Source organism: Olsenella sp. SW781, from assembly GCF_012027725.1.
Taxonomy (GTDB): domain Bacteria; phylum Actinomycetota; class Coriobacteriia; order Coriobacteriales; family Atopobiaceae; genus Thermophilibacter.
This window is the reverse complement of the sequence record NZ_SJOU01000004.1, coordinates 72,450-85,103: the sequence shown is the minus strand read 5'-3', so window position 1 is coordinate 85,103 and position 12,654 is coordinate 72,450. Positions and strand designations below refer to the sequence as shown.

The 12,654-nt window shown below is 67.7% G+C and carries 11 protein-coding genes and 1 tRNA gene; 3 read left to right on the top strand and 9 right to left on the bottom strand.

Annotation, left to right across the window (positions count from 1 at the left end; translation table 11 throughout):
• Positions 1–24 precede the first annotated feature (24 nt).
• The 9 genes from E0L17_RS03420 to E0L17_RS03380 form a co-directional block, all read right to left on the bottom strand.
• Entirely contained in the window at positions 25–1,146 is a 1,122-nt protein-coding gene (locus tag E0L17_RS03420; RefSeq protein WP_167929853.1) for an IS1249 family transposase, read from the bottom strand.
• Between the two features lie 280 nt (positions 1,147–1,426).
• Positions 1,427–1,501: transfer RNA gene (locus E0L17_RS03415), tRNA-Gln, on the bottom strand.
• Positions 1,502–1,552: 51 nt separating this feature from the next.
• Complete coding sequence (locus tag E0L17_RS03410; protein ID WP_167929852.1) at positions 1,553–3,712, bottom strand: Tex family protein; 2,160 nt, start codon at positions 3,710–3,712, stop codon at positions 1,553–1,555.
• 159 nt (positions 3,713–3,871) lie between these two features.
• Entirely contained in the window at positions 3,872–4,492 is a 621-nt protein-coding gene (fic, locus tag E0L17_RS03405; protein WP_502706247.1) for a protein adenylyltransferase Fic, read from the bottom strand.
• Between the two features lie 65 nt (positions 4,493–4,557).
• Positions 4,558–5,616: an alcohol dehydrogenase gene (locus E0L17_RS03400; protein WP_167929851.1), complete on the bottom strand. Its 1,059-nt coding sequence runs from the start codon at positions 5,614–5,616 to the stop codon at positions 4,558–4,560.
• Between the two features lie 554 nt (positions 5,617–6,170).
• Positions 6,171–7,364 carry a site-specific integrase gene (locus E0L17_RS03395; RefSeq protein ID WP_167929850.1) on the bottom strand — a complete coding sequence of 398 codons (1,194 nt, stop codon included), beginning with the start codon at positions 7,362–7,364 and terminating at the stop codon, positions 6,171–6,173.
• 2 nt (positions 7,365–7,366) lie between these two features.
• Positions 7,367–7,564 carry a hypothetical protein gene (locus tag E0L17_RS03390; RefSeq protein WP_167929849.1) on the bottom strand — a complete coding sequence of 66 codons (198 nt, stop codon included), beginning with the start codon at positions 7,562–7,564 and terminating at the stop codon, positions 7,367–7,369.
• A 5-nt stretch (positions 7,565–7,569) separates the two neighbouring features.
• The gene (locus tag E0L17_RS03385) at positions 7,570–7,956 is read right to left on the bottom strand and encodes a helix-turn-helix domain-containing protein (RefSeq protein ID WP_167929848.1); all 387 of its coding nucleotides are present in this window, start codon (positions 7,954–7,956) and stop codon (positions 7,570–7,572) included.
• Positions 7,957–8,046: 90 nt separating this feature from the next.
• Positions 8,047–8,733, bottom strand: coding sequence for a helix-turn-helix domain-containing protein (locus tag E0L17_RS03380; RefSeq protein WP_167929847.1), 687 nt, complete (start codon positions 8,731–8,733; stop codon positions 8,047–8,049).
• Positions 8,734–9,007: 274 nt separating this feature from the next.
• Here E0L17_RS03380 and E0L17_RS03375 point away from each other — a divergent pair, with 274 nt between their 5' ends.
• The 3 genes from E0L17_RS03375 (at position 9,008) to E0L17_RS03365 (ending at position 12,651) form a co-directional block, all read left to right on the top strand.
• Positions 9,008–9,211: a helix-turn-helix domain-containing protein gene (locus tag E0L17_RS03375; protein WP_087220893.1), complete on the top strand. Its 204-nt coding sequence runs from the start codon at positions 9,008–9,010 to the stop codon at positions 9,209–9,211.
• On the top strand, positions 9,189–11,972 hold the full coding sequence (locus E0L17_RS03370) for a phage NrS-1 polymerase family protein (protein WP_167929846.1): 2,784 nt from the start codon (positions 9,189–9,191) through the stop codon (positions 11,970–11,972). Before E0L17_RS03375 ends, E0L17_RS03370 begins: the two co-directional genes overlap by 23 nt.
• 268 nt (positions 11,973–12,240) lie before the next feature.
• A complete protein-coding gene (locus E0L17_RS03365; RefSeq protein ID WP_167929845.1) occupies positions 12,241–12,651 on the top strand; it encodes a hypothetical protein in 411 nt (136 codons plus the stop codon).
• Positions 12,652–12,654 lie beyond the last annotated feature (3 nt).

Sequence of the window (12,654 nt, the reverse complement as noted above, 5' to 3'; positions counted from 1 at the left end):
TTATAGGACAAAAAGTGTGTCCGATCAGTCCCAGTCCATCCGGTAGGGCTCCGAATGGTGGAGCTCGGACCAGACGACGGCGTCACCCCACTGCGGGATGGTCCCCTCGAGCCTCTCGCGCTCGCCCAGGCGCTCGTAGATCGCGGCGATCGAGCGGTCCGTGGGCATCACGCGCAGGATCTCGGCGGCGGGCAGCGGGTCCGGGCTGTGCGTGTAGCACCACCAGAATATCGCCTTGATGCGCCTCTCGACCGACAGCCCCCTGTGGTCGCGGAGCATGGACCTGAGCTGGGCGTTCACCCCTCCCTCGATCCGGTTGTTGGTCGAGGGGAGCGGGCCGTCCCGGACCAGCCCGGGGTCGAGGTAGGTGAAGAGCGTCCCGGCGTTGACGAGGCGCGCGAGCGAGCGGCGGGCCTTCACGAGCCTCTCGTGGGCCAGCGTCACCCTGCCGTCCTCGCCCCTGGTCGTCTCGGCCAGGAGCGAGTCCCAGCGCTCGGACCACGCGAGCAGCGCCTGGACCCACCCGTCCGCCTCCCTGAGGGTCGTGACCGAGAGCAGCGCCCTCGCCAGCCCGTAGAGCTCGGCCCCGGCCTGCGTCCGGGGCCTCCTCGTGGTGTAGCGCCTCACCTGGCAGAAGGCGTGGAACGCGCACCTCTGGTGGCGGGTGCCCGGCCACGTCTCCCCGAGCGCCTTGGCGAAGCCGTCGCCGCCGTCCGACGCGGCGACCTCGGGCGCCGCGATGCGCGACATCAGCGCCGACCAGGCGCGGCTGTTCTCGGCGCGGCACAGGTGCCAGCCGAGCGCGTGCCCGTCGTCGGAGGCTATCAGCACGACGGCCCTCCTGCCGAGGTGTATGCCGTCGAGGTAGACGACCCTCCTGGGCGCCTCCACCTTCGGCGGCATCGGCCAGATCCCCCAGAAGGCGGCCGTCTTCCTGCGGAACGTCCGGCCCCCGCCGGGCATGTCCGCCTGCCTGGAGCGGCCGAGCAGCCAGCCCAGGAAGAGCGCCAGGAGCTTGGCCGCGCTGTCGATCCTCCTGACCGAGCTCGCCCCGCAGGAGGTGCACCTCCACCGCGTCCTCCCCGCGCTCGTCTTGCCGTTTCGCTTCATCTTCGCCCCGCAGAGGGGGCAGGATCTCGTCTTCACCGCAGGAACCGCCTCACGACCAACTTATCGGGCCGCTTTAGCATGGTCTAGCTGGTCGTTCGCGGAAGGTCGGACACACATTTTGTCCAGGCGGGCAGTTGGGGCGGACCAACTCTGGGACCTTGTTTTCCGGCATCTACCTGCGGATAAGAGGATGGATCGGACACACTTTTTGTCCTATAACCCGAAGCGCGCCCGCCGCGGAGCCGCGCCCGCCACAGGACCGCGCCCGCCACAAAGCGGCCCCGCCTCCCATAGGGAGACGGGGCCGCAGATAGCCTGGCAGGGGTAGTAGGATTCGAACCCACATTGATGGCACCAAAAACCACTGTCCTAACCATTGGACGATACCCCTGTGCCTGCGCATTGTACCAAGAAATCCAGCGTCCCGACGCTGGGGCGGCGCCTACTTCTTCCCTGGCACCATGGTAAGCGAGATCTTGCCGCGGTCGCGGTCCACGCGCTCGACCCAGACCTTCACCGTGTCCCCCACCGCCACGACGTCACTCGGGTGCTTGACGAAGCGGTTGGCCAGCTTGGAGATGTGCACGAGGCCGTCCTGGTGCACGCCCACGTCCACGAAGGCGCCAAAGTCCACGACGTTGCGCACGGTACCCGTGAGCTCCATGCCGGGCTGGAGGTCGTCGATCGAGAGCGCGGCGCGGCTGAACACGGGCTCCGGGGCGTCGTCGCGCGGGTCGCGGCCCGGCTTCTTGAGCTCGGCCACGATGTCGATCAGCGTGAGCACGCCGCAGTCCAGCTCGCCCGCGAGCGCGGCAACGCTGCCCACGCGCTTCTCGATGTCCGGCACGCCGCCGCGCGTGAGCTCGTCCGCGCCCACGCCCGCGCGCTCGAGCAGGGCCGTGGCCACGTCGTAGCTCTCCGGGTGCACGGCCGTGGCGTCGAGCGGGTTCTTGCCGCCGGTGATGCGCAGGAAGCCCGCCGCGTTCTGGAACGCCTTGGGGCCGAGCTGGGGGACCTTCTTGAGCTCGCGGCGGTCGGTGAAGGCGCCGTGCTCTTCTCGGTAGGCCACGATGTTCTTGGCCACGGAGGACGTGATGCCGGAGACGTAGCCCAGAAGGCTCGCGCTCGCGGTGTTGACGTCCACGCCCACGCGGTTGACCACGTCCTCAACCACGTAGCCCAGTGTGCGCGCGAGCTCCGTCTGGTCGAGGTCGTGCTGGTACTGGCCCACGCCGATGGACTGGGGCGGAATCTTCACGAGCTCGGCGAGCGGGTCCTGCAGGCGCCGGCCCAGGCTCATGGCGCCGCGCGTGGTGACGTCGAGGTCCGGGTACTCCTGGCTCGCGAGCTCGGAGGCGGAGTAGACCGAGGCGCCCGCCTCGTTGACGATCGTGTAGCGCAGGTCCGGCGCGGACTCGGCGATGAACTCGGACACGACCTCCTCGGTCTCGCGGCTGGCCGTTCCGTTGCCGATGACGATGGTGTTGATCGCGTACTTGTCCGCAAGGCGCTTGAGCTCGCGCTTGGTGCCCGCGACGTCGTGGCGCGGCTTGGTGGGATAGACCACGCCGTGGTCGAGCAGCTTGCCCGTCTCGTCCAGCACCGCCACCTTGCAGCCGGTGCGGTAGCCCGGGTCGAGCGAGATGATGCGGGCGCCGCGCACGGGGCGGGCCGAGAGCAGCCCCTCGAGGTTCTTGGCAAAGACCTTGATGGCGTCCGTCTGGGCGCGCACGGTAAGGCGCGCGCGGACCTCGCGCTCGAGCGAGGGCGCCATCAGGCGCTTGTAGCCATCCGCAATGGCGGCGTCAAAGACGGGCGCAAAGACGCCCTGGCGGCGCGGCCAGCGCCCGCCGAGGCGCGCCACCGCCGCGGCCTCGTCCACGCGGACGCGCACGCGGAGCTTCTCCTCGCGCTCGCCGCGGTCGATGGCAAGCACGCGGTGGTTGGGGATCTTGGCCGCGGGCTCGGAGAAGTCGTAGTACGGCTCATAGGGGGTCTTCTCGTCCGCGTTCGTGGCAACGGAAACGATGTCCGCCGTCGCCTCGGTGAAGGCACGCAGGTCGGCCACGTTCTCGGCGTCCTCGGCCACGACCTCCGCCACGATGTCCTGGGCTCCGGCGAGCGCCTTCTCCGGCGTGTCGAAGCCGGCCTCTGCCGCCTCCGGCGTCACGAAGCGCGCCGCCTCGTCGAGTGCGGAGCCCTTGGTGGACATCTGCATGAAGATCATGTTCGCCAGCGGCTCGAGCCCCGCCTCGCGCGCCTTCTGCGCGCGCGTCATGCGCTTCTTGCGATAGGGCTTGTAGAGGTCCTCGACGCGCTGGAGCTGCGTGGCGGCCTTGATTTCCGCCTCGAGCTCGGGCGTGAGCTTGCCCTGTGCGTCGATGAGGAGAAGGACGTCCTGCTTGCGCTTCTCGAGGTTGCGCAGGTAGGAGAGGCGCTCGTCAAGGGCGCGCAGGGCGACGTCGTCCATGCCGCCCGTAGCCTCCTTGCGGTAGCGCGCGATGAAGGGGATGGTGTTCCCCTCGTCGATGAGCTTGACGGCGGCGTCGACTGCCTCCGGCTTGAGGCCGAGCTCCTCTGCGAGCGTGGCGATAAGGTCCATGTGGTTGCAGCTCCCGTGGTTGCGTGCGTGCAAGAGTCACCTAGCATACTGGAAAAGGGGACAGGTTTTTTCTCTCAGGGAATTTGGGACAGGCCTTGGAGCTCACGCCCAAGGCCTGTCCCAAATTCCCTGAGAGAAAAAACCTGTCCCCTTTTCCGCCTATCCGTCGAGCTCGTCCATGGAATACGTCGCATACCCCTCGTAGCGATAGCTGGCGTCGATGCCCTTCATGTAGACCCGGCGGTCGGCGACTGCGTCCGTCAGCGCCTCATTAAGCAGGAACTTTATCTCCCTATCGCGCACGGGGCTCCGCTCCATGGCAAGCAGGTAGTCTTCCCGATCCACCCGGTTCCAATCGACGACCACGCCAAGCTCACTTTTGAGCATGCAGTCGAGCCAGATGCGCGCGCTCCTTCCGTTGCCCTCACGGAAGGGATGGGCAACGTTCATCTCCACGTACTTCTCGACAATCTGGTCAAACGTGGACTGAGGCATCTTGTCGATTGCCCTGAGGGCCGAGCCCAGATACATCACGGACGCAAAGCGAAAGCTGCCCTTGGAGATGTTCACCGTGCGCGGCTCACCAGCAAACTCGTAGACGTCCTGGAACAGATAGCCGTGAATCTTGGCGAGCCCGGCAAAGGTCCCGACCTCAAAGGTGTCGAGAAGCCCCATGTCGTACAGCTCGAGGGCACGGAGCTTGGTCAGGCGCTCCTCCTCGCGGGCAAGCTCGACGTCACTGGTAATCCCGAGCTTGTTCTCAGGGGTCATCGAGCTCATCTCCAAGGCCGCACGCTGCGAATACTTGCATCTATTGTACCTTGCGAGGCATGGCGAGAAGAACGTCAGCCCCGCGGCTCCCACGGCGTGATGACGACCTTGAGGCAGCCGTCCTCGCGAGCCTCAAAGGCGCGATAGGCGTCCAGGATGTCGTTCAGCGGGTAGCGACGCGAGATGAGGAGGCTCGTGTCCAGCCTGCCCGCCGCAATGAGCGCCATCACTTCGTCGAGACCGCTCGCGTCAACGCCCCCGGTCTTGAACGTGAGGTTCTTGCCGTACATGCGCGGCAGCGGCAGGGTCTGGTCGCACTCGTACATGGCGGAGATCACCACGACGGCATTGGGCCGGGCGAGGCGCCAGGCCATCTCGAAGGTGTCGTCGCCACCCGCGGCCTCGATCACGGCATCCGCGCCGCGACCGCCGGTCTGCGCGCGCACGAGAGACTCCACCTCGTCGAGGTTCTTCTCGGCGGGGTTGATGGCGGCGTCCGCAAGGCCGCGCTCACGCGCGAGGGCGAGGCGTGGCTCGTCCACGTCAAGGGCGATGACCTGCGCCGGGTTGGCCAGTCGCGCGCACATCATGGTGGTGAGCCCCACCGGCCCCGCCCCAATCACCGCGACGGTTGAGCCGGGCTCGATCTCCGCCAGGCGCGCGCCCCACCAACCCGTGGCCAGGATGTCTCCCAGGAAGAGCGCGTCCTCGTCCGAGACGCCGTCCGGGATGCGCGTGAACGCGTTGTCCGCATACGGAACGCGCACGTACTCGGCCTGGCAGCCGTCAATGGTGCAGCCCAGAAGCCAGCCGCCGTGCTCGCAGTTGTTGACCCAGCCGCGCCGGCAGAAGAAGCACTCGCCGCAGAAGGTCTCGCAGTTCACGGCCACGCGGTCGCCGGGCGAGAAGGACCTCACGCCCGGGCCCACCTCCTCGACCACGCCCACGAACTCGTGGCCGAGCACCGTGTCAGGCTGGGCACGCGGCACGGCGCCGCGCATGATGTGCAGGTCACTCGTGCAGATGGTCGAGCGCGTCACCCGCACGATGGCGTCCGTGGGCTCCGCCAGCCGCGGGCGCGGTCGGTCGAGAAGCGCGATGTTGCCACAACCGTCATGTACCAGCGCCTTCATGAGGCCCTCCTTGGCTGGGTGTGCTTTGGAGCATCGTAACACGCCCCCGAGTGCCCGAGCTAAGGAGCAGATGAAGCCGTCTCAGATATAAGTGAGATTTTTTATCTACTTCAAAACCATGTAGCAACAGGCACCAATCTGCCGTTTCAGCGCCCCGGAGCCCGGTTGCTACATGGTTTTGAATGTAATAAATAGTAAAAGTAAATCAGCTCTTGTCCACAGGGCACCCGCCAGGGCCAGCCGCGACGCACGCAAGAAGACCTATGATCGGCCGGCCTTGCCGGTTTCGTCCTCACCAGCCTCAAAAAGTAAGAAGGGGTCGCAGAACTTCCGCGGCCCCTGGCAACGAAGCTAATTTAGTTAAATTACTTATTCCCACTCGATAATGCCGACGCGGTTTTCGGGTTTTTGCATTTCTCCATCTCAGCAGGTCAGGGTTGGTGTTTCTTATCGGTCGGGCTTCATCTTCGACTCTCCTGCCACAAATCTGCCACAAATTATGCCGCGACGAATCCCCGCCACGTAGGGGCGGGCCTTGCGGGCGCCTCCGGCCATCACGCGAACGCCTTCGAGACGGCCGCCACGGCGTCGCGCTTGGCGTCCATGTTCACGTGCGTGTAGATGTCCATGGTGATCTGGGAGCTGTAGTGGCCGGCGAGCTCCTGCATGACCTTCGGGTGCACGCCGGAGAGGGCGAGCATGGTGAGGTAGGTGTGGCGAAGCTCGTGGAGGCACCAGCCCTCGAGGCCGTACTTCACGCGGTCCTCGGTCCACCAGCGGCTCAGGCTGCTGGGGAGCACGCGGCTGCCGGTGTTGTCCGAGATCACGGGCGACTCGTCGGCCTGCTCGATGTAGCCCTCGTGCGGCTTGCGCCACTGGTTCGTGCGGTCGTAGCGCTCCTTCTGCGCCCTCTTGTGCTCCTTGAGCGCCTCCGCCACGCTCTCGGGCAGGGGCAGCAGGCGCATGCCCGCCTTGGTCTTGGTCTCTTTGAGGTTGCCCAGGGTGTCGTAGGAGTGGCTGATGTCGACGATGCCGCGCTCGAAGTCGATGTCGCCCCACGAAAGCCCGCAGATCTCGCCGCGGCGCAGCCCCATGGTGATGGCGAGCAGGTAGGCGCACTCGCGGTCGTCCTTCTCGTCGAGCATGGCGATGAACACGTGGGCGCGGTCGGGGTTGAGGGCGCGCTTCTCCTTGGTGTCCATCTTGGGCGGGTTGGCGGCGTCGCACGGGTTCTTCACGAGGATTCCCTCCTTCTTGGCCTGCTCGAACACGAGCGTTATGTTGTCGTGGATCTGGTTGACGTAGGAGCCGCTCGAGGGCTTGCCGGAGAGCGTGTCGCCCTTGAGCATGGCGATGTACATGTCGTCGAGCATCGCCGGGGTGATAGAGGCGAGGTTCGCCTTGCCGATATGGCGGCACGCCGCCTTGAACTGCCATCTCTGGCGCTTCTGCGTGGTCTCGGCGACCTCCTTGCCGAGGGCGCGGCGCTCGAGGAAGCGCTCGCAGTACTCCTCGAACGTGTAGCACGTCCTTCCCTGAACCGAGTCGTGCTCGATCTCGTCCACGAACTCCCGGAGCGCCTTCTTCGCCTCCGTGTAGGTCCCGTTGAAGCGCCGCGACTTGGTCTTGTACTTTCCCGTCCTCGGGTCGAGCCCGGTGGGTACGCGGAGCTCCCACTTGCGGCACTTGCTCTTCGGCTTGCTCTTGTCGCGCTGGACGATGTAGCCGCCGCCTTCCACGTTCGCCATGCTCACTCACCATCCTCTACGACGACGTAGGGCGGGCGGTAGTGCCACTCGAGATCGCGGGCGAGCTCGCGCTGCCAGGGCTCGTCGAGGCGCAGGGCCTCGCCGGGAGCGGCGACGAGGGCGACGGCGGGAATCTCCGCGCCGGAGCCGTCCGTGAGGGAGAAGGAGACGACGCTGAGGTTCTTCTCTTCCTTGGCCATGGCGCTCACCGCCTTCCCTGGGAGCGGGCGGCGCGCTCGCCGAGCTCCACGTAGGAGAGGTAGCTGTCCACGAGGGCGCGGCCCTCGGGGCTGAGGGCGTCGTAGCGGGGCTGGATTCCCTCGGGCTCGGGCGCGTCGATGTCCTCGCGGCCGACCACGAGGTCGATGGAGCAGCCCAGCGCATCCGCGATCTGCCACGCCGCCGGGAGCGGGATGCCGCAGCCGGCGCCGTCGCCCGCGCGCTCGTAGCGGGCGTAGGTGGAGCCGGGGATGCCGAGCGCCTCGGCGAAGTCCTTCGCGGAGCGGTAGCCCGCCTGGCGGCGGAGCCTCTGGAGTGTTCTTTTGCCGCTGATGGCCTTGTAGGGGGTTTGGGCGGGTGCGAGTGATGACATATACTGTCACCGTCCCTTCTGGATTTGCCTCTGGACCGGACGCCGGGCCCGTGGGAGTGCCAGCTCCCGCGGGCCCACCTGTTTCGACTTCTATGCCTTCGCATCACCGCCCCTCCCGCTTGCCTCGGAGTCGTACTCGACCATGACGCCGTGGTCGACGGAGCCCCACAGCACGCGCATACCGTCGAAGTCGAACTCGCCGTGCGTGCGGTCGTAGGCTGCCATGATCTTCTTGATGGTCATTTCGTCGATTGCCTTCTCCGCCTTGGTGGAGAGCCTTCCGCGCTTCTTCGCCGCCTGCTCCTGGAGGAAGGACTCGAAGGCAGTCCGCGCCGCCTCGGCGCTCTCGAACGCGACGAGCTCGCCGAAGGCCGCGCCGTCGCGCATCTGGGAGAGCATCTGCTGCTCGTACTGGTAGCAGAGCGCCTCGTAGGGACGCTCATCCTCGCGGCGGCGGCGTGCGCGGATCTTCTCGTCCTTCATGAGCACGAACTCGCGGAGCTCGTCGGCGAGCTGCCGCGCCTCGGGCGTGAGCCCGTCGTACTCGAGCTGCACCTCGCCGCGCGCGGTGCCCGGCGCCGGGGCCTCGCGGCCGACGATGGCGTCGATGGTGGTGCCGAGGATGTCCGCGAGCTGCCAGGCGCGGTCCATGGGGATCTTGTCGGGGTTGGACTCGTAGCGCGCGTAGGTCGACGAGGGGATCCCGTGCGCCTCGGCGAAGTCGCTGGCGTTCTTGTAGCCCGCCGCCTTGCGGAGCTCTAAGAGGTTGCTTGCCATGGCGTCCGCCTTTCTCGAGATGTGTGCGTCCTGTGGAGCGGCGTCCGCCGCCGCCCTTCTTGCGATGTTACGCTTCGCTACAGATTCTATCACTACTTGACAAGCCGTTCAATCACATAGGCTCATTCTACCTCAAAACTTGCAAAGAATCTCATTTGTTGACAATTCCTGTGATATTCTACCGCTGGACGGCGACGAAACGTGCCACTTCGTGACAGACGGGGCGGCGCCGTGCGTACGGTCCAGAGGCAAATCGGATGAGAAGGAGCGAGAGATGAGTTTCGAGGAGCTGCCGTACTTCATGACCCCCAAGCAGCTCGCCGACGTGACAGGCGAGCACGAGGGATCCATCACGCGCGGCATACGCGAGGGGCGGATCCCCGCCGACAAGGTGAACGGTCGCTGGCGGATCTGCCGCGACGTGATCTTCAAGAACGCGAAGAAGGGGGCCTCGAATGACGGAGAGGGCCGCGAGTAGCCCACACAAGGCGGGCTCCCTCGCCGACGCGCTGGCACGCGTCCCCCGGGAGCTGAAGATCGAGCCGCGCTGGGTGTGCTGGCGGCGCGAGGAGCGAAACGGCAAGACGACGAAGCTCCCGGTGTGCGCGGCGAACGGGCGCATGGCCAAGAGCACCGACCCGGCGACCTGGGCGACCTTCGAGGAGGCGGTGGCGGCCGTCGGCCGCTGGCGCTGCGACGGCGTGGGGTTCGTGTTCGGGCCGGACCGCGCCTTCACCGGGCTCGACCTCGACCATGTGATTGTCGATGGGGTGCTGGACGCTGAGTACCGCTGGGTGGTCGAGGAGGCGGGCACCTACACCGAAGTGTCCCCCTCGGGTGACGGCCTGCACCTGATCTTCCGGGGCGCGAAGCCCGAAGGCGCCGAGCGCTCGCGCAGGGGGCAGCCCGGCGGGCGCGTGGTGGAGATGTACGACCACGACCGCTACTTCACCGTGACGGGGGACGTCTTCGAGGGTCGCGGGGCGCTCGCGGAGAACCCCGGCGTCGTGGAGAGGGCGTACCGCACCTGGATCGAACCCGAGACGCGCTCTTCGCAGCCGCGCCTGGAAGACGCGGTGCGCGAGGCTTCCCCGGGCGATATGGGCGACGACGAGCTCGTCGAGCGCATGCTCGCGAGCAGGAGCGGCGGCGACATCCGCGCCCTTCTGGCGGGAGACTGCTCGGCGCAGGGCGGCGACCATTCCGCTGCCGACATGGCGCTCTGCAGCCACCTCGCCTTCTGGTGCGCGGGCGACGCCGCGCGCATGGACAGGATCTTCCGCGCAAGCGGCCTCATGCGCGACAAGTGGGACAGCAGGCGCGGCGGCACCACCTACGGCGCGCAGACGATAGAGCGGGCCATATCGGGAGCCACGGAGTTCTACAAGCCGAGGGCTGCGAGGCGTGATGGTTCTTCTCGCCCTCGTGCTAATAATAAGAACACTTGTTCGATGTCAACGCGGCGCGAACAGCAAGGGGTACCCGACGATGACGCCGCGCCGAGGGAGGCCACAGAGGGCGCGCCCTCGGTCGAAGGCTGGTACGTGGACGAGCGCGGCAGACTCTGGGCGGCGGACGCGGCCGGCGGGCTGCGCTACACCGTGACGGCGACCGCGCCCTGGATCGCGTGCGACCTGGTGGACTTGGACACGGGCGACGTCCGCGCGCTCGTGCGCGTGGCCGTGGCGGGCGGCGTGCGCGAGCGGGCGCTCGACCGCGACGTGCTGCTGAACCAGACGCGCATCATCGGCGCGCTGGCGCCGCTCGGCGCGAACGTGTCGAGCACGAACGCGAAGGACATCGTGCGCTACCTGACCGACTGCGAGCGCCGGTGCGCGGGCTCGCGCCCCCGCGCGCGCAGCGTGGTGCACCTGGGCTGGGCGGAGGGCGCCCTCTCCTCGTTCATGCCCTACGACGCGGGCGGCGAGGTGCGCTTCGACCCCTCGCCCGACGAGGCGGTGAAGGCGCGGCCGTTCATGGAGCCCGCGGGGACGCTCCCGGACTGGGTGGCGGGCATGGCGCCCGCGCGGGCGGCGTCGCCCGCGTTCCGGTGCGTGATGGCGGCGAGCTTTGCCTCCGTGCTGGTGGCGCTGCTCGGCGTGCAGACCTTCATCGTGTACCTGTGGGGCAGGAGCCGCAGCGGCAAGACGCCGACGCTCAAGGCGGCGGGCAGCGTCTGGGGCGACCCGACCGAGGGCTCGGACTCCTACTTCCGCACCTTCGCGGACACGCCCAAGAGCATCGTGCGCGCGGCGGCGCTCTTCCACGACATCCCCGTCATTATCGACGAGCTGCAGAGCAAGGGGGCGCCGGGCGGGCAGGCCTCCAAGCGCCAGATCGTGGAGGACCTGCTCTACTCGCTCTCGCTCGGGCACGAGCGCGGGGCGCTGAACTCCGACCGCTCCATGATGCGGGCGGGCTCTTGGCGCAGCCTCACGATAGCCACGGGCGAGATCCCCATCGTGGGCGAGTCCACCCAGCAGGGAGCCGCCAACCGAACGCTCGAGCTCAACGCCGAGCCCTTCTCCGACGTGAGGGCCGCGCAGGGAATGCACCATCTGGTCTCCGCGCAGCACGGCACGGCGGGGCGCGCCTTTGTCGAGGCGCTGCGGCGCAACCCCGCCGAGTTCTACGCCCGGCAGTTCGCGCAGGTGCGCGACTCGGTCGCCTCGATCGCGTGCGGACACCCGCAGGCGGACAACATCGCGCTGCTCGCCTTCGCGGACGCGCTCGCGGAGTTCTACGTGTTCTCGCCGGGAAGCGACTGGCAGGGCTGCCTGGACGCCTCGCTCGCGATGGCGGTGTGGGCGCTCGGCAACGCGACGGGTGCCGAGGGCGGCGACACCGACCTCAAGGCCATCCAGTTCGTGGCCGAGTGGCTTGTGGGCAACCGCATCCACTTCGACGACTACTGCGAGAACGACCGGCTGGAGCGCTGGGGCGCGATCGAGGACAAGACCTGCGCGACGGGCTACCTCTGGTATGTGTTTTCGAGCGTGCTCGACCGGGCGCTCGCGGGCGCGAACTACGACCGGGCGAAGACCCTTCGCCGCATGGAGGAGGAGGGGCTGCTCGTCTGCGACTCGGGGCACCGCTATACCAAGCAGAAGCGGTTCCGCAACGCGGGGCGCGTCTACTGCGTCTGCATCGACAACGAGGCGCTGGAGGCGTTCCTGGAGCGGGCTGCCACGGGCGCCGGTGCGGCCGTCATCGCGTCTCAAGGCGGCGAGCCATGTTGAGACGGGGCTTGAGACGGCCGTACAGGCTGGTCAGGATGGAGGTTTATGGCGGGCGTCTCAATGTCATGACGGGAACGAGGAACAAGGCCGCACCGCGCGCGGGCGCACGCGCGCGCACGGGCGCGAGGGGCTCTGGCGGCGGGGCGCTTGAGACGTTGAGACGGCTGGCGTTTTCGCTGGCAGGCGGGCTGCTTTCCGTCTCAAGGGCGCGGCGCGGGCGCGATGGCGCGCGGCGCTCGAGCATGAGACGCGACGGGAGGGGGCGCGGATGAGCTGGTGGACGGAGGAGCAGGACGACGTCCTGCGCGAGGTGAGCTTCAGGGGCGCGGAGTACGCCGCCGCCGAGATAGAGCGGCGCTGCGGCGTGCGCCACTCCGTGCGCGCGGTGGAGATGCGCGCGTCTCGGATCCACTGCTCGCTCGCCGTGCAGACGGTGTGCCCGAGTTGCGGCGCCGTGGGCGTGAAGATCAACCGGCAGACCGGCATGTGCCCGCTCTGCACCGAGCGCTACCACCTGGAGCAGGAGCGCGCCTTCAACGAGCAGCTGGAGCGCGAGCGCGCCGCCTGCGAGCGGTCGGACGAGCTCGCCGACGTGCGGCGCGAGCGGGACAAGATGCGGCAGCGCAACAGCCGGCTGTGCAGGAAGTACGGGCTCAAGGGGAAGCGGGAGCGTCGCTAGGCG